Origin of the sequence: Aminobacter sp. BE322 (assembly GCF_050433525.1) — a bacterium.
Taxonomy (GTDB): domain Bacteria; phylum Pseudomonadota; class Alphaproteobacteria; order Rhizobiales; family Rhizobiaceae; genus Aminobacter.
This window is the reverse complement of record NZ_JBNPXB010000001.1, coordinates 601,404-623,242: the sequence shown is the minus strand read 5'-3', so window position 1 is coordinate 623,242 and position 21,839 is coordinate 601,404. Positions and strand designations below refer to the sequence as shown.

Annotated in this window: 22 protein-coding genes; 12 read left to right on the top strand and 10 right to left on the bottom strand. The window is 66.5% G+C overall.

Translation table 11 applies throughout. The features are described from left to right. Nucleotides 1-5: 5 nt before the first annotated feature. Nucleotides 6-659, top strand: a complete 654-nt coding sequence (locus J2X50_RS03010) for a response regulator (RefSeq protein ID WP_429091316.1) — start codon at nt 6-8, stop codon at nt 657-659. A gap of 152 nt (nt 660-811) precedes the next feature. Beyond that, complete coding sequence (locus J2X50_RS03005) at nt 812-1,426, top strand: LysE family translocator (protein ID WP_429091315.1); 615 nt, start codon at nt 812-814, stop codon at nt 1,424-1,426. A 57-nt stretch (nt 1,427-1,483) separates the two neighbouring features. Here the strand turns inward: J2X50_RS03005 and J2X50_RS03000 are convergent, their stop codons facing one another. Further along, the gene (locus J2X50_RS03000) at nt 1,484-2,386 is read right to left on the bottom strand and encodes a DMT family transporter (protein WP_429091313.1); all 903 of its coding nucleotides are present in this window, start codon (nt 2,384-2,386) and stop codon (nt 1,484-1,486) included. Further along, nucleotides 2,383-2,850, bottom strand: coding sequence for a hypothetical protein (locus tag J2X50_RS02995; RefSeq protein WP_429091311.1), 468 nt, complete (start codon nt 2,848-2,850; stop codon nt 2,383-2,385). Before J2X50_RS02995 ends, J2X50_RS03000 begins: the two co-directional genes overlap by 4 nt. Before the next feature lie 103 nt (nt 2,851-2,953). Between J2X50_RS02995 and J2X50_RS02990 the strand changes: the two genes are divergently transcribed. Then, nucleotides 2,954-3,646: a helix-turn-helix transcriptional regulator gene (locus J2X50_RS02990; protein ID WP_429091309.1), complete on the top strand. Its 693-nt coding sequence runs from the start codon at nt 2,954-2,956 to the stop codon at nt 3,644-3,646. Between the two features lie 49 nt (nt 3,647-3,695). On the opposite strand, the gene J2X50_RS02985 is transcribed toward J2X50_RS02990, so the two are convergent. Then, the gene (locus J2X50_RS02985) at nt 3,696-4,493 is read right to left on the bottom strand and encodes a phytanoyl-CoA dioxygenase family protein (RefSeq protein WP_429091307.1); all 798 of its coding nucleotides are present in this window, start codon (nt 4,491-4,493) and stop codon (nt 3,696-3,698) included. 83 nt (nt 4,494-4,576) lie between these two features. Here J2X50_RS02985 and J2X50_RS02980 point away from each other — a divergent pair, with 83 nt between their 5' ends. After that, nucleotides 4,577-5,485, top strand: a complete 909-nt coding sequence (locus J2X50_RS02980) for a LysR family transcriptional regulator (RefSeq protein WP_429091305.1) — start codon at nt 4,577-4,579, stop codon at nt 5,483-5,485. Nucleotides 5,486-5,542: 57 nt separating this feature from the next. Here the strand turns inward: J2X50_RS02980 and J2X50_RS02975 are convergent, their stop codons facing one another. Together J2X50_RS02975 and J2X50_RS02970 are read right to left on the bottom strand one after the other, a co-directional pair. Next, the gene (locus tag J2X50_RS02975) at nt 5,543-6,601 is read right to left on the bottom strand and encodes a peptidase M14 (protein WP_429091304.1); all 1,059 of its coding nucleotides are present in this window, start codon (nt 6,599-6,601) and stop codon (nt 5,543-5,545) included. 94 nt (nt 6,602-6,695) lie between these two features. Continuing rightward, nucleotides 6,696-7,799 carry an NADH:flavin oxidoreductase/NADH oxidase gene (locus tag J2X50_RS02970; RefSeq protein ID WP_429091302.1) on the bottom strand — a complete coding sequence of 368 codons (1,104 nt, stop codon included), beginning with the start codon at nt 7,797-7,799 and terminating at the stop codon, nt 6,696-6,698. 112 nt (nt 7,800-7,911) lie between these two features. Between J2X50_RS02970 and J2X50_RS02965 the strand changes: the two genes are divergently transcribed. The 3 genes from J2X50_RS02965 to J2X50_RS02955 all read left to right on the top strand — a co-directional run bounded on the left by J2X50_RS02965 (nt 7,912) and on the right by J2X50_RS02955 (nt 11,774). Continuing rightward, a complete protein-coding gene (locus J2X50_RS02965) occupies nt 7,912-9,204 on the top strand; it encodes an amidase (protein ID WP_429091301.1) in 1,293 nt (430 codons plus the stop codon). Nucleotides 9,205-9,382: 178 nt separating this feature from the next. Beyond that, the gene (locus J2X50_RS02960) at nt 9,383-10,438 is read left to right on the top strand and encodes a sugar phosphate isomerase/epimerase family protein (RefSeq protein WP_429091299.1); all 1,056 of its coding nucleotides are present in this window, start codon (nt 9,383-9,385) and stop codon (nt 10,436-10,438) included. 163 nt (nt 10,439-10,601) lie between these two features. After that, a complete protein-coding gene (locus J2X50_RS02955) occupies nt 10,602-11,774 on the top strand; it encodes a Gfo/Idh/MocA family protein (protein ID WP_429091297.1) in 1,173 nt (390 codons plus the stop codon). 37 nt (nt 11,775-11,811) lie between these two features. Here the strand turns inward: J2X50_RS02955 and J2X50_RS02950 are convergent, their stop codons facing one another. Continuing rightward, nucleotides 11,812-12,603: an alpha/beta fold hydrolase gene (locus J2X50_RS02950; RefSeq protein WP_429091295.1), complete on the bottom strand. Its 792-nt coding sequence runs from the start codon at nt 12,601-12,603 to the stop codon at nt 11,812-11,814. 330 nt (nt 12,604-12,933) lie between these two features. Between J2X50_RS02950 and J2X50_RS02945 the strand changes: the two genes are divergently transcribed. The 5 genes from J2X50_RS02945 (at nt 12,934) to J2X50_RS02925 (ending at nt 17,767) form a co-directional block, all read left to right on the top strand. Further along, the gene (locus J2X50_RS02945; RefSeq protein WP_429091293.1) at nt 12,934-13,959 is read left to right on the top strand and encodes an amino acid ABC transporter substrate-binding protein; all 1,026 of its coding nucleotides are present in this window, start codon (nt 12,934-12,936) and stop codon (nt 13,957-13,959) included. Nucleotides 13,960-14,029: 70 nt separating this feature from the next. Beyond that, a complete protein-coding gene (locus J2X50_RS02940; protein ID WP_429091292.1) occupies nt 14,030-15,178 on the top strand; it encodes an amino acid ABC transporter permease in 1,149 nt (382 codons plus the stop codon). A gap of 1 nt (nt 15,179) precedes the next feature. After that, nucleotides 15,180-16,274 carry an amino acid ABC transporter permease gene (locus J2X50_RS02935; RefSeq protein ID WP_429091291.1) on the top strand — a complete coding sequence of 365 codons (1,095 nt, stop codon included), beginning with the start codon at nt 15,180-15,182 and terminating at the stop codon, nt 16,272-16,274. Nucleotides 16,275-16,550: 276 nt separating this feature from the next. Further along, nucleotides 16,551-17,060 carry a hypothetical protein gene (locus tag J2X50_RS02930; protein ID WP_429091289.1) on the top strand — a complete coding sequence of 170 codons (510 nt, stop codon included), beginning with the start codon at nt 16,551-16,553 and terminating at the stop codon, nt 17,058-17,060. A gap of 95 nt (nt 17,061-17,155) precedes the next feature. Continuing rightward, nucleotides 17,156-17,767 carry a hypothetical protein gene (locus tag J2X50_RS02925; protein ID WP_429091288.1) on the top strand — a complete coding sequence of 204 codons (612 nt, stop codon included), beginning with the start codon at nt 17,156-17,158 and terminating at the stop codon, nt 17,765-17,767. A gap of 169 nt (nt 17,768-17,936) precedes the next feature. Here the strand turns inward: J2X50_RS02925 and J2X50_RS02920 are convergent, their stop codons facing one another. Genes J2X50_RS02920 through J2X50_RS02905 form a run of 4 tightly spaced genes read right to left on the bottom strand, consistent with a single transcriptional unit; the run spans nt 17,937 to nt 21,778 of the window. After that, entirely contained in the window at nt 17,937-18,986 is a 1,050-nt protein-coding gene (locus J2X50_RS02920) for a sulfate/molybdate ABC transporter ATP-binding protein (protein ID WP_429091287.1), read from the bottom strand. 13 nt (nt 18,987-18,999) lie between these two features. Further along, nucleotides 19,000-19,884, bottom strand: a complete 885-nt coding sequence (gene cysW, locus J2X50_RS02915) for a sulfate ABC transporter permease subunit CysW (RefSeq protein ID WP_429091286.1) — start codon at nt 19,882-19,884, stop codon at nt 19,000-19,002. Beyond that, complete coding sequence (gene cysT / locus J2X50_RS02910; RefSeq protein ID WP_429091284.1) at nt 19,877-20,728, bottom strand: sulfate ABC transporter permease subunit CysT; 852 nt, start codon at nt 20,726-20,728, stop codon at nt 19,877-19,879. The genes cysW and cysT overlap by 8 nt, the downstream gene beginning before the upstream one ends. A gap of 24 nt (nt 20,729-20,752) precedes the next feature. Continuing rightward, on the bottom strand, nt 20,753-21,778 hold the full coding sequence (locus tag J2X50_RS02905; RefSeq protein WP_429091282.1) for a sulfate ABC transporter substrate-binding protein: 1,026 nt from the start codon (nt 21,776-21,778) through the stop codon (nt 20,753-20,755). Nucleotides 21,779-21,839 lie beyond the last annotated feature (61 nt).

Below are 21,839 nucleotides of genomic sequence, written 5' to 3'. Positions count from 1 at the left end.
ACCGGATGAATCGCTTGCTGACCGCCATCATCGCCGACGACCACGCCATCGTTCGTGAAGGCCTCAAGCTGCTCATCTCGGTGATGGACAATGTGACGGTGGTTGCCGAGGCCGCGGACGGCGAAGCCCTGTTGAGGCAGGTGCGGGACACGCGCGCGGACCTTTTGATCCTCGACCTCGGCATGCCGGGCATTCCCGGAATCCAGTTCATCTCCGACATAAGGCAGCTTGCGCCTCGAACGAAGGTCCTGGTGCTGACCGCGAATGTCGAGCCGAGGACGGTGCGCGCTGCGATCGAGGCGGGGGCCAGCGCCTATCTGACCAAGGACGGCGACCCCGAGGAACTCGGCGCGGCTATCGAGGCTGTGAAGACGGGCGGAACCTATCTGGCGCGAACCGTTCGCTTCGCGGTCAGCGAACCGTCCCGACAGGCCGTTCCCATGCAGGAGGTGCTCTCGCCGATCCCGCTGACGCGGCGGGAGCGGCAAATCCTGGCGCTGGTCGCGCATGGCATGACCGCGCGCGAGGTCGCCGAACGGCTGGGCATCAGCCCCCTGACCGTCCGCAAGCACCGGGAAAACCTGATGCGTAAGCTCGATCTCCATAGCGCTGCCGAATTGACCGGTTACGCGGTTCGCCTGGGACTGCCCGCGGGCTGACCCGGTCGTCCGGCGGCGCCGATAACATTGCCTTAACCATCCAAAGCGTGGGCGAAAGCGCGCGCGACCTAAATACGGCATCTGCCGTATGTTTTCGCACGGGCCTCACGCCTATTCCTCCCAGCGGCTTGGTCGTACGGGGAGGAGCCGTCATGCTGTCGCTGGTCCTGTTGGTTCCGTTTGCCGTCGCAACGCTTGCTTTCGCTGTCATGCCGGGGCCGGCGATACTCTTCATGACCGCTCAAACCCTGACCTATGGCCGGCGGGCGGGATTGAGGGCCGCCCTCGGCATCCACATCGGCTGCTATGCCCATATCGTCGCGGCTACCGTCGGCCTGGCGTCGCTGATCGTACAGGCACCGACGGTCTACGCGGCAATCAAGCTGGCCGGAGCGGGCTATCTGGTCTGGCTCGGGCTCACCATGTTGCTGGGCTGGAACAAGGCATCCGGGAAGGGCAGCCCGGCCGCGAATACCCTGCGCGACAGCATCGTGGTGGAAGTCCTCAATCCGAAGACGGCGCTGTTCTTCCTGACCTTCCTGCCGCAATTCGTCGACCCGTCGGCGTCGATGCCGCTGTGGCTGCAGTTCATGGCCCTCGGCATGATCGTCAACCTCGTCTTCTCGGCGGCCGACGTGGCTGCCGTGGGCATCGCCTCCTTCGCCCACGGCCGGTTGAGCGCCGGCAGGGCGGAATGGGTGATCCCCAAGGCCTGCGGCTCCATCCTGATCGGACTTGGCGTGGCACTCGTCGGTTTCTACCAGTGACATGCCGGCAGCCGAAGGGCTGTGCCGCGCAGGGTCAAAACGCTGTCATCGTCGGCTTCAGGAAACCAGACCTGGTTCTCCGTCCAAAGGTGAAGCGACGGCCTGCCGCTTTCGCGCTTCGACCACGATGTGTACGGCGACGGCGGCGAACACGATCAGCCCTCCGGCGATCGTGCTCATGCCGGGGGTCTCGCCGAAGGCTAGCCATACCCAGAGCGGGGCCAGCGGCGCGTCGAGCGAGCCGATGAGCGCTGTTTCGATCGCCGGCAGCAGCCGCGCGCCAAGCGTGAACAGGGCAAGGCCGACTGCCGAGTTCACCAGGCCGAACAGGGCCAGGATGGACAGGTCGTATCCGGAGACCGCGAGCGGCTCGCCAAAAGGCCAGCAGACCAACCCGCTCAGCAGTGCGGAAAGGCAGGCGGCCGGCATGGTGGGAATGTCGTGGAACCGTCTCGCGATGACCATCATCGCTGCCATGCACAAGGTCATTGCGAGGGCCAGCAGATCTCCGAATAGGCCGCCCTCGGTGCCCAGGCCGACCATCAGGGCAACGCCGGCCAGGGCGGCTATGCTGGCTATGACGGCATTTCTCGACGGTCTTTCCCGCATCAGCAGCCAGCCGAGCGCTGCGGCGATGAACGGCACCGTGGCATAGATCACCGCGACGTGGGCAACCGTCGTGTGCCTGAGCGACGTGACGAACAGCACCATGCCGACCGCCGACACGATGGCATACAGCCAGCCGGGCCAGGCCATGGTCCGCGCGACGCGCCAGGCATTGTGGCGCTCCATGGCAAGGATCACCACGGCGATGCCGATGGTGCCGAAGATGCCGCGCCAGGCAAGCATCGTCCAACCGTCCAGGGCGGCGAGGAGGCGGGTGAAGAACCCCGCCGTGCTCCACGCAATCGCCGATCCCGTGATCAGGGCGAGACCGAGCCTGTATTCGGCGACGTTCATGGCTGACCTCCGTCCGCACCGGGCGAGGCGCGCTTGTTCTTCCAGTCGCCGGTCGTGTTCCACCAGCGATTGGGGTTGGCGTTGTCGTCGAGACCCCTGGACCGCGCGGTGACTATGGTCTGGAGCCTGATCACCGGCTCCTGATAGCTGTGCGACTCGAAAATCGTCTCGATCACTCTTTCGATGAGCCGCTGTTCGTCGGGGAGTTCGAACGATACCTCCACCGTGCCAGGCCGCTTGCGAAGCGCCGCCTCCGGCCCCGCGGCCGCGCCGTCGAGCGGCCGGTATCGCTCGATGCCTGGCCCTGACTGCCACGCATTGCTGTCGTAGTTCCCCATGGTCAGCGGCGTGATCTGCACCACCTCGGCCATGATGCGGTCCACGTCCTCGGACGGCGCCTGAAACGTAAGCAGGCACATCCGCTCCATCCTTACCGACGTCATTTCAAATGCCTGGTCGACCATGGATGCCCTCGCAGCTGATTGATCGCCAGCCTAGCTGTGCCATGCTGACACCTAGTGTCAGCATGCTCATGCTAAAAGTCGAACATGTGCAGGACGAACCGTGATGGGACGATCGAGCCGGCTGTTCGAGATCATCCAGATGCTGAGACGGGCAGCGGGGCCGGTCTCGGCGGGCGCTATCGCTGAAACCCTGGAGGTCAGCCAGAGGACCATCTATCGCGACATCGTGGCGTTGCAGGCAATGCGAGTTCCCATCGATGGCGAGGCCGGCGTCGGCTACGTCATGCAGCCGGGCTTCGACCTGCCGCCCATGATGTTCACGGCCGACGAGGTGGAGGCCATCGTCGTCGGCCTGTCACTCATCGGGCGTACCGGCGATGCCGGGCTTCTGGCAGCGGCGTCCCGCGTCGGCAGCAAGATCGCCGACGTCCTTCCCGATATCGTAGGCAGCCGCATCGAGCGATCGCCCCTTCACGTCTCGCATTGGAACGCCATTCCTCCAGCTTCGGTGGAATATCGCGTCATACGCGAGGCGATCAGGGAGGAGCGCAGGCTTCACCTGCACTATCGGGACGCGGAAGCACGCATCATCGAGCGCCTCATCCTCCCGATCGCGCTGGTCTACTACGTGGACAATGTCCTGCTCGCCGCTTGGTGCGAGCTGCGGCAGGATTTTCGGCATTTCCGTATAGACCGGATGAGCGCCTGCGTCGCGACCGAAAGCCTGTTCAAAGGCAAGGGCGAACGCCTCCGTGCCGAATGGCAGGCGCGGCATGAGCTGTTCTCGGCCTCCTGACCGTCAGGTAGGTCCGGTCCGGGTGGCCAGCTGCCCGCCCGGGGCATGTTCAGCGCCGGTAGATCACCGGGAACCAGTCTTCGCGCAGCTTCTCGCCCGGCCGCATGCCGTGGCCGGGGAAGGGCGGCGAGGTACGCCCGGGGCGCTCGACGTAATGGGCGTCGTCGCCCATCAGCCGCAGCGAGAAGGCGCGGCGCCGCGACTTGCTCTCGTTGCCGCGGGCGCCGTGGAGCGTCTTGTAGTCGAAGGCCACCGCATCGCCCGGCTCCATCTCCCATTCCACGATCTTCATCCCTTCGGCATCCGGATCGGGCACCGGCATGTAGGCATCGGCGTCGGGATAGAAATTCTGCTCCGACAGCCAGCGCGTCGGCAGCACCGGCTTCTCCCACAGATGCGAGCCGGCGACGCAGCGCAGCGAGGCTTCCCGTACCGGGTCGAGCGGCGACCAGAAGCTGACCGTCTGCCGGCCTTCGACGAAGTAATAGGGCGAGTCCTGGTGCCAGGGGGTGGGTTTCGACGTTCCCGGCTCCTTGACCAGCACATGGTCGTGGAACAGCTGCACGGCGTTCGACTGCATCAGGTCGGCGGCGACCTCGGCGGCGGGCGACGTGCGGATCACCGCCTCGAACTCCGGGATGCGCTGCCAGTTGCAATAGTCGTCGAAGAAGCGGCCGCCTTCGCCCGCCTTAAGGTTCTCGGCCGCGTATTCGCCGGGCTCGGCCATGTTGGTCTCGACGCCCTTCCGCAGCGCCTCCACATGGTCGCGGAAGAGGCCCTTGACGAGCACGACCCCGTCGCGCCGGTAGCTGTCGATATGATCCTGGGTGATGAGCGGGTGGGGCATGGCTGTCTCCTGCTGAATGCCCCGATCATGCCGCCGGTCGATTTTAACTTCCAATAATATATGGATAAGTTAAATATAAGCAGATGTTATATATCTCGCTCAGGCAGCTCGAATATGTGGTGGCGGTGGCCCATGCCGGCAGCCTGACCGTTGCCGCCCAGCAGGTGAACGTCTCGCAGCCGGCGCTGTCGGTGGCCGTGACCCAGGTCGAGGCGCATCTGGGGCGCAAACTCTTCCTGCGCCGTAAGGGCGTGCCGGTGATGCTCACCGGCTTCGGGCGGCTTTTCCTGGCGGATGCCGAGGCGCTGCTGGCCGATGCTGCGCGGCTGGAGGACCCCGGGGCGTTGGGGCGGCGACGGCTGGCGCGCGTCACGCTCGGCATCTTCGAGGACCTGGCGCCGACCTACCTCGCGCCGCTGCTGCGGCGGTTGCGCGACGGCTTCCCCGATGTCGAGATCAGGACCCGGGTGGCGAGTTTCGAGACCCTAGCCGAAGCCGTGCCGGCGGGCCAGATCGACCTGGCGCTGACCTACGACCTCGGGCTCGACGCCAGCTTCCGGCGCGAGCTCTATGCCCGGGTGACGCCGCAGGCGTGGCTTGCGCCGGACGATCCGCTGGCCGGGCGCGTCGAGGTCAGCCTCGCCGAACTCGCCGGCCGGCCGCTGATCCTTTCCGATCAGGGCCTGTCGATCCGCCACATGCTCGGGCTGTTCCGATCACGGGGGCTGATGCCGCTCGTGGCGCATCGGGCGGCCTCGGTCGAGGTTTTGCGCAGCCTGGCGGCGAATGGCGAGGGCGTGGGCATCAGCTACACCAATCCGGCAGGTGCGGTGAGTTATGACGGCAGGCCGCTCGCGCGGGTGCCGGTCGCCGACGCCAGGGAGCCCATCGTCCTGGTCCATTGCGGCGACCAGCCGGCGCCGTTGCCCGAGATCCGCGCCGCCATCCTGGCCACTGCCGCGCAAGAGCCCGCCAGCCATTCAGTCGGATGACAGGTCGAGATCGGCTCGGCGAAGCGCAGACGGCCGGCGCTCCGCCGCCAGCCCGGCCTACGCCTCCAGCGCGCCGGAGCGGGCGTGCTTGCTCGGGCCGATCCCGACCAGCTTGACGAGATCGTCGCCGGCGCCGGTGAAGCGGTGCGAGCGGCGGGTGAGGATGTAGCCGTCCTGGGGGGCAAAGACCTCGACGCGGCCGCCGTCCTCGCCGGGCGCGCACACGATCGTTGCCAGCCGAGCGCCGGCCATGACCCGGTCGCCCGGCTTCACGTCATAGAGGATGGCGCCGGAGCAGGGCGCGGGCATCATCTCGATATGGTCTATGGGCGCTACCACACCGGCGAACGGCTTCGGCGCCTCGACCGATTGATCGGCGACAACGCCGCGCGTCACCAGCAGGCGGTAGATGCCGTCGGCGTCGTGCTCGGCCGTGCCGGCATGGACGTCCGACGTGCCGCGATATTCCACCGTGGAGATGACGCGGCTTTCGAGGCGGGCTTCCTTGCGCGGCAGCTTCAGCCAGGGATGCAGCGAAGCCTCGTCGAAGGAAGCGCCCGACTGGCCGCCCCACAGGATGACGGCGTCCACACCCATGGCCGAGGCGCAATCGGCCATCGCCGGCCACAGCTCCTCGGGCACGTAGAGATAGGCGACTCCCTCGTCGTCGCAGTGCAGGTCGAGCACGATCTCGTGGCCGACCGACAGCTTCAACAACCGCGCCTTGAGCCGCTTGTCGGCGGTCATCGCCACCTCGTCGCCCGGCAGCAGCGACAAGTCGGGCCGGTCGAGCAAGGGGAAGTCGCGGTTGTAGTTGACGCGCGTGCCGAGGTCGAAGCGGCCCTGCGCGCTGTGGAAGAGCTGCTGATTGCCGCCGATCGGATTGGCGCGCGGCACGACGGTGAGGTTACCGCGGATGCGGCCTTCTTTCTCCGCCTTGCGCAGGCGCGGCATCAGCGCGTCGATGGCGACCACGCCGGGCAGTTCGTCGCCGTGGAGGGCGGCCTGGATATAGGCCGAGGGCGCATCGGCCGCCGAGCCCTTCAGGTGCAGCACCGCAAATTCATAGGCGATGCCGTCGCGGTCGCCCCTGATCGTCTCGACGCTCTTTTCCAACTTTTCGACCCCTCGATTCTTTTGCCTGAGCGGTAGAGCAGACCGCGGCTGCGCCGTCCTGATCCAGCCGCACCCGTCCGCCGCGCCAGGCGGCTCAGGCCACTGCCGCACCCCACTGCTTCATCAGTTGCACGGAGCGCGCCAGCTGCGGCGCGGCATGGAACTCGTGGCCGAGCGTGGCCGCCGCCCGCCAGGGCCAGCGCGGGTCGGCGAGCAGCGCGCGGCCGAGCGCCACCATGTCGGCGCGGCCGTCGCGGACGATCGCGTCCGCCTGGCGCGGCTGGTCGATCATGCCGACGGCCCGCACCGGAATGCCGGTCGCCTGCTTCACGGCTTCCGCCAGATGCACCTGGTAGCCGGGGCCGGTGCGCAGGCTCTGGTGCGGAGAGTTGCCCCCGCTCGAGCAGCAGATATAGGCGATGCCGGCCGCCGCATAGGCCCTGGCCACCTCGGTGCCTTCCTCGAGCGTGAAGCCGCCTTCGACCCAATCGGTCAGCGACATGCGCACGCCCACCATCAGGTTCGGCACGGCTGCCACAACGCGGCGGGCGATCTCGATGGCGAAGCGCATGCGGTTTTCCAGCGAGCCGCCCCATCTGTCAGTGCGGTGGTTCGAGAGCGGAGACAGGAACTGGTGCAGCAGGTAGCCATGCGCCGAATGCAGCTCGATGAAGTCGAAGCCGGCGCGCTCCGCCCGCTTCGCCGCTTCGACGAAATGACCGATCGTCTCCTCGATCTCGCCCTCGCTCAGCTCGTGCGGCACCTGCCAGCCATCGGCATAGGCGAGTGCGGAGGCCGACACCACCGGCCAGGCATCCTCGTCTGGCGCCAGCGGACCGCCGCCTTCCCACGGCCTGCGGTTCGCGGCCTTGCGGCCGGCGTGGGCCAATTGCACGCCGAACCTGGCGCCGGGCGTCGCCACCCGCCTGGCGGCATCCAGCGCCCGTTTCGCCGCCGCCTCGTTGGCATCCGAATAGAGCCCCATGCAGCCATGGCTGATGCGGCCGCGCCGCTCGACGTCGGTCATCTCGACCGTGATCATGCCGGCGCCCGACATGGCGAGGTTCATCCAGTGCTGCAGGTGCCAGTCCGACGCCGAGCCGTCGTCGGCCGAATACTGGCACATGGGGGCGACCGCGATGCGGTTGGGGAATTCCAGCTTGCCGAGCGTGATCGGCGAGAACAGATGGACGGTCATGGCGGCTCCGAGCGGTGGGTGCCGCGAATGTAAGGTCTTTGCTGCCGCCGACAACCGTGTTGCATGGGGCCAGCGCGTGTTATTCGGGTATCGCCCAGAATCGGATGCACCCATGAAGACCAGAGACCGGCTCGAAGCCATCCTTGCGCGGCTCTCCGCCCGCGCCGGCGAAGAGCGCGTGTTCATGAAGCTCTATGCGGAGGCCGCCCGCGCCGCGGCCGACGCCGCCGATGCGCGGGCCAGGGCGGGGCTTTCGCTCGGCCCGCTCGACGGTGTCATCGTCTCGATCAAGGACCTGCTAGACGTCGCCGGCGAGCCGACGCTGGCCGGTTCGCTGATGCGCCGCGAGGCAGCGCCCGCGCAGGACGACGCGCTGGTGGTGAAGCGCCTGCGCCGCGCCGGCGCCGTCATCGTCGGCAAGACGGCGATGACCGAATTCGCCTTCACCGCGCTCGGCATCAATCCGCATTACGGCACGCCCGGCAATGCCGCCGATCCCACGCTCATCCCTGGCGGTTCGTCGTCGGGGGCAGGCGTGTCGGCCGCGGAGGGCACCTCCGACATCGCCATCGGCTCGGACACCGGCGGCTCGGTGCGCGTGCCGGCGGCGCTCAACGGCGTCGTCGGCTTCAAGCCGACGGCGCGGCGCGTGCCGCTCGACGGCGCGTTTCCGCTGTCGCCGTCGCTCGATTCGCTTGGGCCGCTGGCGAAGACGGTGGGGGCCTGCATCGCCGCCGACGCCGTCATGGCCGGCAAGGAGCCCGCCGGCCTCGCGCCGCTTCCGCTTGCCGGCCTGCGCATCGGCGTGGCGCGCGGGCGGCTGATGGAAAACTGCGATGCCGTCGTCACCGCCGCCTTCGACCAATCGCTGAAACGGCTTGCGGCCGCCGGTGCCCGCGTTGGCGATCTTGCGCTCGACGACCTGCTCGCCGGCATGCGCGACGCCACCCGCGCGGCCTCGATCGCGGCAATCGAGGGCGCCGAGATCCATGCCGACTGGCTGTCCGCCGGTGCCAAGGTCGCGGTCGACCACCATGTCAGCGGCTCGCTCGGCCGCGCCTTGCAGGTGCCGGCCGTCACCTACATCCGCACCATGCGCCGGCGCGCCGAACTTGCGGCGGCGATGGACGAACGGCTGTCCGCAGTCGATCTTGTGGTGCTGCCGGCGACGCCGGTCGTCGCCCAGCCGATCGCCGAGATGCTGGCCGACGGGATGCATGGCAACCGCATAGAGGGGCTCTTGCTGCGCAACACCCAGGTCGCCAACCAGTTCGACCTCTGCGCCCTGTCGCTGCCCATGCCGGGCACGGCCCTGCCGGCCGGCCTCATGCTGGTCGGCCGCCACGGCCACGACCGCCGTGTGCTTTCGGCGGGGCTCGCGGTCGAGGCCATGCTGCGGGGGTAATTCATGGTCCCGCGCTTCGGCGACTCGGCGCGCCGGCCGCTTTTCGCACGACGCCCGGCTCGGGATCCATGGCCGGCACTGGTTCGGTAGACGGCCCGCTGCCGCCTCTTGCGGAGCCGGCTCAAATGATGGTCATCTGCCCCAGGACGTTGCAGGACCGGAATCGGGAGGATGTGAGATGCCGTCGACAATGAAGGGACCAGCGATCTTCCTCGCCCAGTTCGCCGGCGACGCGGCGCCGTTCAATAGCCTGAAATCGATTACATCCTGGGCCGGCAGCCTCGGCTACAAGGGCGTGCAGATCCCGACACCGGATACGCGGCTGTTCGACCTGCAGAAGGCGGCGACGTCGAAGACCTATTGCGACGAGATCAAGGGCATCTGCGCTGATGCCGGCGTCGAGATCACCGAGCTCTCCACCCACCTGCAGGGCCAGCTCGTCGCCGTCCACCCGGCCTACGATGCCCAGTTCGACGCGTTCGCGCCCGCCGCCGTGCACGGCAAGCCGAAGGCGCGGCAGCAATGGGCGGTCGAGCAGATGAAGCTCGGCGCCAAGGCCTCGCAGAACCTCGGCCTCAAGGCCTGCGTGTCGTTTACCGGGTCGTTGGCCTTCCCCTATCTCTATCCCTGGCCGCAGCGGCCGGCCGGGCTGATCGAGGAGGCTTTTGCCGAACTCGGCAAGCGCTGGCGGCCGATCCTCGACGCCTATGACGAGGCCGGCGTCGACCTCTGCTTCGAGCTGCATCCGGGCGAGGATACCTTCGATGGCATGACCTTCGAGATGTTCCTCGACGCGGTGGGCGGCCACAGGCGCTGCAACATCAACTACGACCCGTCGCACTTCCTTTTGCAGCAGCTCGACTATCTCGCCTTCATCGATATCTACCACGAGCGCATCAAGGCGTTTCACGTCAAGGACGCCGAGTTCAACCCGACCGGGCGCCAGGGCGTCTATTCCGGCTACCAGGGCTGGCTCGGCCGCGCCGGCCGCTTCCGTTCGCTCGGCGACGGCCAGGTCGATTTCACCGGCATCTTCTCCAGGCTCGCGCAATATGGCTACGACCGCTGGGCGGTGCTCGAATGGGAATGCTGCCTCAAGCATCCGGAAGACGGCGCCGCCGAGGGCGCCCCTTTCATCGAGAGCCACATCATCCGCGTCACCGACAAGGCGTTTGACGATTTCGCCGGCGGGTCCAGTGATCGGAAGATGCTTAGGAAAATGATGGGGATTTGAACGCAGCGCTGCCCCTCATCCCCTGCCGGACCTTCTCCCCGTGAACGGGGAGAAGGAGGCTGGCCGCGAGGGGCCCGCTTGCTCCTTCTCCCCGTCACTATACGGGGAGAAGGTCCCGGCAGGGGGATGAGGGGCAGCGCCAACATTCGAGGGAGGACACAACATGGTCGGTGCATCGAAATCAGCAGACGCCAACGGCCCGATCCGCTACGGCATGGTCGGCGGCGGGCAGGGTGCCTTCATCGGTGCCGTGCACCGCATCGCCGCCCGCATGGACGGCGATTTCCAACTCGTCGCGGGTGCCCTGTCGTCCAACCCCGAGCGCGCCAGGGCGTCAGCCGCCGAGATCGGCCTCGACCCCGAGCGCTCCTACGCCTCCTATGCCGAGATGGCCAAGGCCGAGGCGAAGCGCCCCGACGGCATCGAGGCGGTCGCCATCGTCACCCCCAACAACATCCATTTTCCTGCCGCCAAGGCGTTCCTCGAGGCAGGCATCCACGTCATCTGCGACAAGCCGCTGACGGCGACGCTAGCCGAGGCCAGGAAGCTCGCCGCACTGGTCGAGAAGACCGGCAAGGTCTTCGTGCTCACCCACAACTATACCGGCTATCCGATGGTCCGGCAGGCGCGCGAGATGGTCGCCAAGGGCCTTCTGGGCGACATCCGCGTCGTCCAGGCCGAGTACCCGCAGGACTGGCTGACCGAAGACCTCGCCGCCACCGGCCAGAAGCAGGCGACCTGGCGCGCCGATCCCAAGCAGTCGGGCGCCGGCGGCGCCACCGGCGACATCGGCACCCACGCCTACAATCTCGCCCGATTCGTCTCCGGCCTCGAACTCGACAGCCTGTCCGCCGACCTCGACGCCTTCGTGCCCGGCCGGCTGCTCGACGACAACGTCAACGTCATGCTGCGATTCAAGGGCGGGGCCAAGGGCATGATCTGGGCAAGCCAGGTGGCGCCCGGCCACGAGAACGGGCTCAAGCTGCGCGTCTACGGCTCCAGGGGCGGCATCGAATGGGTGCAGGCCGATCCGAACTACCTCTGGTACACACCCTTCGGCCAGCCCAGGCAGCTGATCACCCGTGGCGGCGTCGGCGCGGGACCCGCCGCGGCGCGGGTGACGCGCGTGCCGTCGGGCCATCCCGAAGGCTATCTCGAAGGCTTTGCCAACATCTACCAGGAGGCGGCCCGCGCCATCCGCGCGGCGCGGAAAAAAGGTGGCAAGCCGGCCAGGGACGTGATCTATCCGACCGTCCAGGACGGGGTCGAGGGCGTGGCCTTCATCGAGGCCTGCGTGCGCTCGTCGAGGAAGAACGCCGCCTGGACGAAGCTCTGAGCCCAGGCCTGTTGCGCGCCACCCGGCGCCGCGACCGTCAGTCCGCGAAGAACGCGGCGGTGCGCTGCGTCCAGCTCTTCACGTCGTCGACGCTGCGCGCGACGTGCAGGGTCGCGTCGGGGATCAGCTCGGCCAGCCGTTCGGCGGTGGTCACGGGATGCAGCGGGTCGGTGTCCCAGGCGAGAATCAGCGTGGGGTGCGGCAGCCCGGCCAGAGCGGCCGGGTCGGGCAAGTCCGAGCGCCCGGCGCCGCGCAGCACGGCCGGCACCAGCCTGTCATCGATGTCCGGGCTGAACTTCGCTCGCGGATAGTCGGCGAAGATCGGCAGCGGCGGCATTTCGGCCCACTGGCGCCGCCATGCGGCCGGCCCGATCTCCTCGATGCTGTCGGCGGTGTCGAAGTACCATTGTTTCAACTGGTCGGGCCCCGTCTCCCAGGCAACCGGCGGGATGAGCAGCGCCAGACGCCTGAAGCGGTGCGGCGCGGCCAGGGCGGCGTAAAGGGCGGCGGCAGCGCCGAGGGAGGAGCCGGCGAAGTCGATGGGTTGGTCGATCCCGGCCACGTCGAGCAGGCCGAGCAGGTCGGCGGCGACCCGTTCGAACCGGTAGTCGGCGGATTTCGGCCGTCCGGTCGAGTGACCGTGCGCGCGCTGGTCGTAGGTGAGCAGCGGGCGACCGGCCGCGATGACGTCGAGGTCGAAGATGCCCAGGCCCCGCACGGCGGCCCTGCTCAACAGGATGCCGTGAGCATATCCGACCGGAACGCCCGCGCCGCCGGCGAGGCTGTAGGCGATGCAGGCCCCTTCGGCGGCGAACTGTCTGTCGGTCATGTCAGTCTCCTGGCGGGTTGACGTAGGTGTGAGGCTGCGCGTTCCCGGCGATGGAGGGTCAAGCACTTTCCGAATTTTCACGATTTCTCGCAGCTCGCCCGCCATCGCAGTCGGTCTTGGCTCCGGGGCAGAACAGGATGCAGCCGATCCCGGCGCTGGCCTTTTCGGCCTTATTCACAAGTACGAATAATTGTATACACCACTTCGTTGCACCCTCTTCCTAATCGTACACAATATATGCATACATAGCCCGGCGAAGCTCCGACGCCGCGCTCCGGGGAAGGCAGGCGCGGGCGGATCTTACGAGGATCAACACCCAGGGAGGGATGAATGAAACGTGGATTTCTGGCGCTGTGCGCCGCAACCGCAGCACTCGCCGGCGTGGTCGCCGCCGGGGCGGCGCAGGCCGCGACGCTCGACACGGTCAAGAGCCGCGGCAAGCTGATCTGCGGCGTGTCGCTGAGCACGCCCGGCTTCGCGGCCGCGGACGAAAAGGGCCGGATGCAGGGTTTTGACGCCGATATCTGCCGCGCCGTGGCGGCCGCCGTGTTCGGCGATCCGGAGAAGGTCGACTTCGTCCTCACCAACATCAACACCCGCTTCCAGGCGCTGCAGTCGGGCGAGATCGACGTGCTGTCGCGCCAGACCACCAACACCTTCTCGCGCGAGACCTCGCTCGGCCTCGATTTCGGCCCGACCGTGTTCTACGACGGCCAGGGCCTGCTGGTGCCCAAGTCGCTCGGCGTCTCCAGCGCCAAGGAACTGACCGACGCGGCGATCTGCACGCTGCCCGGCACCACCACCGCGCAGAACCTGACCGACTTCTTCCGCACGATCGGCGGCAAGTTCGAACTCGTCGTGTTCGAGAGCCCGGACGAGAACCGCGCCGCCTTCTATTCCGGCCGCTGCGAGGCGATCTCGTCCGACCGTTCCGACCTGGCGTCGATCCGCGCGGTCGCCAACAATCCGGACGACTACGTGCTCCTGCCGGAGACGATCTCCAAGGAGCCGCTGGCGCCTGCCGTGCGCCAGAACGATTCCAACTGGCGCGACGTCGTCTCCTGGTCGGTGTGGATGCTGATGGCCGCCGAGGAGAAGGGCATCACCCAGGCCAATGTCGACGAGAAGCTGAAGAGCGAGGACCCCGAGGTGCAGCGCATGCTGGGCGGCGCCGACGAACTCGGCAAGATGCTCGGCCTCGACAACAAGTGGGGCTACAACGTCATCAAGGCCGTCGGCAACTACGGCGAGGTGTTCGACCGCAACCTCGGCGAGAAGACCAAGCTCGGCATGACCCGCGGCCCGAACACGCAGTGGAACGCCGGAGGCCTGCTCTACGCGCCGCCGGTGCGCTGACGACACCGGTCCGCGCCGCCGCAAGCCGGCGCGGACCTTTCCTTTTCCGGTCCACCTGCTCGGCGCGCCCATGATTTTCCTGAACGACGCGCGATTCCGCGCCGCCTTCTATCAATTCGTCGCGATTTCCGCCGTGCTGCTCGCCGGATGGGCGATGTACGGCACCGCGAGCGCCAATCTCGCCAAGCAGGACATCGCCACCGGCTTCGGCTTCCTGTCGCGGCAGGCGGGCTTCGAGATCAGCGAGACGGCGATCGCCTTCCAGTCGACCGACAGCGTCGGGCGCGCCATCCTGGTCGGCATCGCCAACACGGTGAAGGTGTCGTTCCTGGCCGTGCTGTTCGGCACGGTCATCGGCCTGTTCGTCGGCATCGGCCGGCTGTCGACCAATCCGCTGCTCGGCCGCCTCATGCTCGCCTATGTCGAGGTGCTGCGCAACGTGCCGCTGCTGCTCTACCTTTTGCTGTGGTACTCGTTGATCATCCTGGTGTTTCCGCCGGTCAAGCAGGCGATCCAGTTCCTGCCCGGCTTCTTCCTGTCCAACAGCGGCCTCGCCGTTCCGGCCATCCAGTGGCAGAGCGGCTTCTACGCGCTGCTGGGCGCCGTGGCGGTCGGTGTGGCGGCAGCCTTCATCGCGCACGCGATCGCGCGCCGGCGGCGCATCGCCAGTGGCCGGGGTGGCTCGGGTTGGGCCATGGCCGCAACGCTGTTCCTCCTGCCCATCGTTGCCGTCTGGGCCAGCGGCCAGGTCGCGGTCACCTGGGAGGCGCCGGAACTCGGGCGGTTCCGGCTTACCGGCGGACTGCACATTCGTCCCGAATTCGTCGCCCTGCTGTTCGGCCTGGCGCTCAACCTGTCGGCCAGCGTCGCCGAAATCGTCCGCGGCGGCATCCAGGCGGTGAACCGGGGGCAGTGGGAGGCGGCGATGGCGCTCGGCCTGTCGCGCTCGCTGGCGCTGCGGCTGGTCGTGCTGCCGCAGGCGCTCAGGGTCATCGTGCCGCCGCTCACCAACAACTACCTCAGCGTCTTCAAGAACAGCTCGCTCGCCATCGCCATCGGCTATCCCGACCTGGTGATGGTGTCGAACACGGTCATGAACCAGACCGGCCAGGCCATCGAGACCATCGCCATCTTCATGGGCGTCTATCTCGGCCTGTCGGTGCTGATCTCGGTGTTCATGAACTGGTACAACGCGCGTGTCGCGCTGAAGGAGCGCTGACATGACCGATGTCCAGGCACTCCCCACGGCTGCGGAGAAGGTCGCCCGGCCGCCGCGTCGGTCACGCTGGCGCGAAGCCTATTTCGGCACGCCGGGCAATGCCGTCGTCACGCTGGTTTCCGGCGCGGTCATCCTGCTCTTGGCCAAGCTCGCCATAGGCTGGCTGTTCGTCGACGCCGTGTTCGACGGCGGTTCCGAAGACTGCAAGCAGAGCTCGGGCGCCTGCTGGCCGTTCCTCGCCGGCAAGCTGCGCTACATGCTGTTCGGCTTCTATCCGTTCGAGGAGCAGTGGCGGCCGCTCGCAGCACTCATCCTGTTCATCGGCAGCTGTGCGCTGTCCATGGTTCCGCGGCTGTGGGGCAGGGGCCTGCTGCTCGCCTGGGCGCTCGTCATCCTGCCGCTGCTCTACGGGCTGATGGCCGGCGGCGTCTTCGGCCTCACGCCCGTGCCGACGTCGAAATGGGGCGGCCTGCCGCTGTCGTTCACGCTGTCCTTCGTCGGCCTGGCGTTTGCGCTGCCGCTCGGCATCGGGCTTGCGCTGGCGCGCGCCTCGGAGCTGCCCGTCATCCGCGTGCTCGGCACGGGCTTCATCGAGATCGTGCGCGGCGTGCCGCTGATCAGCATCCTGTTCATGGCGGCGGTGATGCTGCCGCTGTTCATGCCCGACGGGGTCACCATCGACAAGCTCTTGCGCGCCCAGGTGGCGATCATCCTGTTTGCCGCGGCGTATATCGCCGAGGTGGTGCGCGGCGGCCTGCAGGACGTGCCCAAGGGCCAGTTCGAGGCCGGCCGCTCGCTCGGGCTGCACTACTGGCTGGTGATGTTCAAGATCGTGCTGCCGCAGGCGCTGAAGAAGGTGATCCCGGCGCTGGTCGGCCTGTTCATCGCCTTCTTCCAGGACACCACGCTGGTGACGATCATCGGCCTGCTCGACTTCCTCGACACCGTGCGCACGGCGCTGCGCGACCCCGAATGGCAGGGCATCGCCGTGCTCGAAGGCTATGTCTTCGCCGCAGCCGTCTACTTCCTGTTCAGCGCCGTGATGGGTGCCTACAGCCGCTTCCTCGAAAGGCACTTCAACACGTCGTACCGGTAGGGGGGTGCGCGCGAGTGCCCAGCAGCGGTTCTGACCCGGAGTTCCCTTGGCATCCGAGGGGCTCAGAACCGTGTGTCCATGCGCATCGTCGGTCTAAGCTAGGTTATTGTGGCGCTCTACTGGAACTTTGTTCGGTGTACCACGCTTGCGCCCAGCACCCGGCCTATTGCCGCCACGAGACATGTTTGATTTCCTGCAACAGGGTTTGATTGTCTTTCAAAAGGGGCGCGTGTGTCTGCGGCAAGGGGGGCGCTTGGTAGATTAGCCAAGTTCTTGATGATCGCTTGGATATTGCTCGGCCTGTTGCCCATGCTTGCCCAGATGTTCGGCGGCGGCTTCGTGCCATCGACCGAATGGGCATCCACAACACGCGGCCCTGGACTTGTTGCCGGTCTAGGAACCGTGATGCTGTGGCTTTGGTCGGTATGGAGCGCCGACGATTGGCCTTCGCGCAGTGACCTCAGCAAGTTTGGTGCTGCTCTTGGCGTGCTGCTTTTGGGTTTTATGACCGGCAAGAACATCGTTGACGTTACCGGCCCGATGGCAATTGCCCTTGTTGCTGGCGGAGAGACTGAGCTGCAGTTCACTGTAGAACGCGCTGACAGCTTCGGACCCAAAGGCTGTCGTTCGCAGGTGGAGCTGCAGGGGCTGCCGCTCCTCTTCGATAGCGCTTGCGGCGTTCCGAGTGACTTCAGGGACAGCCTCACCCCAGGTACACGCGTCGTCGTCTCTGGCCGCGGGACCAGTCTAGGCGTCTATGCAAGGTACATGCGTCGAGCTGATTGATTGGCGGCAAGGAGGTAGGCGACGAAGCGCTGCTGCTTGTCAGTTGGCGCCATGGGGGCTTACCTGTGCTTTCAATACGGCAGGAGGGGTAGTGAATGACACCGGAACTATTGGGAGAGTGGTTGCTGCCGGTCGCGCTGGCAGCATGCATACTTGGCGGATTAGCGATCGTCTTCGTTTCCGTTCGGACGGGGTGGGTCAAACAAGCAATCAGCTGGGCAACCGTCTCGTTCGGTTTGATAGGAGCGGTCATGATCTTGTCCCCCAAATGGACGACTTTCGCCATCGAGTGGGGAGACCTAAAAGCAACAGTTGCCAAGCTTCAGGACGAAAACCGGAAACTTGCTGCGGAGAACGGGAACCTCACATCGCAAATCGCACAGGTTTCGAGCCTTGCCCGTAGTGATTTTGCTTCTGCGCAAGACGCAGTGACTTCCATCCTCAATACGCGCAACGCGGTAGCGTGGGCGGACTTCCTTCCAGCAACTCCGGAGGCCTACCGCCTGGAAATCTCGCCAGAGAATTCGAATTTCGCAGCGGAAATAGCCGCAAAACTGAATACTTCGCCAACGGACGTGACTAAAGCGTTCGAAACTTCTGGCTATACACTTCTGAAGTTGCCCACCCCAACCGACCTAAAGAACAGCCCAGCGAAGTCGCTTTGGGTTACACCGCGCGAGGATTTCAGTGGCCAAGTAAAGCAGTAGCGGCGCTCGACCGGGTATTCTTGGTTTTCCGTTGCGGCCGGGAAGGGATGATCGTATCGTTCAGCCGGCGACGGCCCTCGCACCTGCCGGCCAGATGGATATGTCCTAGGCTTACCCGTCCCCGACTGCAGGGCCGTCGCTTTCTGGCCTCGCAAGGGGCCGCTGCCCCTCAGCCCTCCGAATTCTTCGGAAACACCTTCCACCGCTTCGGCCTGAACGCGACCCGGCTCTTGTGGGCGGCCGGATGGCCGACCGGCAGCTCGATCTCGACGCGCTCGCGGCCGCCGCCGATCTCGAGTTCGACGCGGCGCGTGCCGGCGACGCGGCGGCTCGACGCCACCGTGCCGGCGATGCAGCCGTTGCATTCGTCGAGCAGCTCGACATGGTGCGGGCGGAAATAGAGCGTCGCCTCGCCATTCGGCAGGTCGGGCGTCGCAAGCCCGATCGGCCGGTCGGAGATCCAGACATGGCCGTCCTCGACCTTCACCGGCAGCGAGCTCGATTCGCCGATGAAGCCGTAGACGAAGGGCGAGTTGGGCTGGTCGTAGACCTCGTCGGCGGTGCCGACCTGCTCGATGCGGCCCTGGCTCATCACCACCACGCGGTCGGCGAGTTCGAGCGCCTCCTCCTGGTCGTGGGTCACGAACACGGTGGTGTGGCCGGTGGCGTCGTGGATCTCGCGCAGCCAGCGCCGGAGTTCGCGCCTGACCTGCGCGTCGAGCGCGCCGAACGGCTCGTCGAGCAGAAGCACCCGCGGCTCGATCGCCATGGCGCGGGCCAGCGCCACGCGCTGCCGCTGGCCGCCCGACAATTGCGCCGGATAGCGCTTTTCGAGGCCCGAGAGCTGCACCAGGTCGAGCAGTTCCGAGGCGCGGCGGCGGATTTCAGCCTTGGGCGGACGCTTGCCGCCCGGCCGCACCTTGAGGCCGAAGCCGATGTTGTCGGCGACCGTCATGTGGCGGAACAGGGCGTAGTGCTGGAACACGAACCCGACATTGCGCTCCTGGATCGTCCTGTTCGAGGCATCTTCGTCGCCGAAGAAGATGGTGCCCCGGGTCGGCCGCTCCAGCCCCGCGATCAGGCGCAGCAGCGTCGTCTTGCCCGAGCCGGAGGGCCCGAGCAGCGCGATCAGCTCGCCGGAGCGTATGTCGAGCGAAACATCGCGCAGCGCCGGAAACCGGTCGAATTCCTTGCGCACATTGGCAACGCGAACATCCATAAATCAACCTCGGTCAATGTCCGCGCGTAGCGGCAAGTTCGGCGCCGTAGCGCATTTCAAGTATGGTTTTCAGCACGAGCGTCACCAGTGCCAGGCCGGCGAGAACGGATGCGACGGCGAAGGCGCCCACGGCATTGTACTCATTGTAGAGGATTTCGACCTGCAGCGGCATGGTGTTGGTCTGGCCCCTGATGTGGCCCGAGACCACCGATACGGCGCCGAATTCGCCCATGGCGCGGGCGTTGCAGAGCAGCACGCCGTAGAACAGGCCCCATTTGATGTTGGGCAGCGTCACGTGCCAGAAGGTCTGCCAGCCGTTGGCGCCGAGCGAAAGGGCGGCTTCCTCGTCGCCAGTACCCTGTTCCTGCATCAGCGGGATCAGTTCGCGCGCGACGAAGGGGAAGGTCACGAAGATCGTGGCGAGCACGATGCCGGGGACCGCGAACAGGATGACGATGCCCTGCGCCTTGAGCCACGGCCCGAGCAGGCTCGATGCGCCGAACAGCAGCACATAGACCAGGCCCGAGATCACCGGCGACACCGAAAAGGGCAGGTCGATCAAGGTGATGAGGAAGGCCTTTCCCTTGAATTCGAACTTGGCGATGGCCCAGGCGGCGGCGACGCCGAAGACGAGGTTGAGCGGCACCGAGATCGCCGCCACCAGGAGCGTCAGCTTGATCGCGGCGATCGTGTCAGGTTCGTTGACGGCTGCGAGGAAGGCGCCGATGCCCTTGGCGAAGGCCTGCTCGAAGACCACGATCAGCGGTACCACCAGGAAGATGCCGAGGAAGGCGAAGGCCGTCGCCATCAGCAGGAGGCGTGCTGCCGGCGCTTCGCTGGTGGCGAGCGAGACGTGCTCGTGCAGTTGGTCTGCGGGGTAAAGGTCCGGATCAGCCATAACGCTTGCGGGTCCACGCCTGGATGAGGTTGATGACGAAGAGCAGGCTGAAGGACAGCAGCAGCATGATCGCGGCGATCGCCGTGGCTGCGGCGTAGTCGTATTCCTCCAGCCGGATGATGATCAGCAGCGGCGTGATCTCCGACACGTAGGGCAGGTTGCCGGCGATGAAGATGACCGAGCCGTATTCGCCGACGCCGCGGGCGAAGGCGAGCGCGAAGCCGGTGGTGACGGCCGGCGCCAGCCCCGGGAACAGCACCCTGGTGATCGTCTGGAAGCGGTTTGCGCCGAGCGTGGCGGCCGCTTCCTCGACCTCCTTGTCGATCTCCTCGATGATCGGCTGCACGGTGCGCACGACGAAGGGCAGGCCGATGAAGATCAGCGCGATGACGATGCCGAGCGGGGTGTAGGCGACCTTGATGCCCAGGGGTTCGAGCAGGCGGCCGATCCAGCCTTGCGTCGAATAGAGCGTGGTCAGCGCAATGCCGGCCACCGCGGTCGGCAGCGCGAAGGGCAGGTCGACCATGGCGTCGACGACGCGGCGCCCGGGAAAGCGGTAGCGCACCAGCACCCAGGCGACCAGCGTGCCGAACACGACATTGACCAGTGCTGCGATGAAAGCGGTGCCGAAGCTGATCTCGAGCGCCTTGAGCGTGCGCCGGTCCGTGGCAATGGCGAGGAAGTCGCTCCAGCCGAGCGCCGCCGAGCGCCATACGAGAGCCGCCAGCGGGATGAGGATGATGAGGGTGAGGTAGGCAAGCGAGAAGCCGAGCGTCAATCCAAAGCCTGGAATGACGCTCGGCTGTCTGAACCGCCACCCCGCCGTAGCGGGTGCTGAACTCATGTCGTTTGGAACTTCCCTGCTGGCTTACTGCGCTGGCTTGTAGATCTGGTCGAATATACCACCATCTCCGAAATGATAGGGCTGCGCTTTTGCCCAGCCGCCGAAGATCGGATCGTCGATGGTCACCAGCTTGAGTTCGGGAAGCTTCTCCACGTCGACCGGAACCAGCTCCGGCTTGGACGGCCGGTAGTGGTGCTTGGCGATGATCGTCTGGCCTTCCGCCGAATAGAGGTAGTTGAGATAGGCCTCGGCCACCTTGCGCGAGCCCTTGGCGTCGACATTGGCGTCGACCACGGCAACCGGCGGCTCGGCCAGGATCGACGAGGGCGGGATGACGATGTCGAAATTGTCGGCGCCGAATTCGTCGAGGGCGAGATAGGCCTCGTTCTCCCAGGCCAGCAGCACGTCGCCCAGGCCGCGCTCGGCGAAGGTCACCGTCGAGCCGCGCGCACCGGTGTCGAGCACCGGCACGTGGGCGTAGAGGTTGCCGACATACTGCTTGATCTTGCCCTCGTCGCCGCCGAACCGGCCGTTGGCCCAGGCCCAGGCGGCGAGGTAGTTCCAGCGCGCACCGCCGGAAGTCTTGGGGTTGGGCGTGATCACCTGCACGCCTTCCTTCACCAGGTCGCCCCAGTCCTTGATGCCCTTGGGGTTGCCCTTGCGGACGAGGAAGATGATGGTCGAGGTGTAGGGCGAGGAATTGTTGGGCAGCCTGCCGCGCCAGTCGGGATTGATCGTCTTGGATTTCTCGACGATCGCGTTGATGTCGCTTTCGAGTGCCAGCGTGACGACGTCGGCGTCGAGGCCGTCTATCACCGCACGCGCCTGCTTGCCCGAGCCGCCATGCGACTGCTGGATGGTCACCGTCTCGCCGGTCTCGGCCTTCCAGTGCTTGGCAAAGGCCTCGTTGTAGTCCTTGTAGAGCTCGCGGGTGGGATCGTAGGAGACGTTGAGCAGCGTCGTCTCGGCATGGGCAGCGCTCAGGCCGCCGAGTTGCACGGCCCCGGCGACCAGCGCCGAGAGGAGCAGCGTTCTGCGTGAAGTGGTCATTTCCGCCTCCGTTCGAATAGGCATAGTCTATCGAACTGGTAGAAATTAGATGCGGCGAACG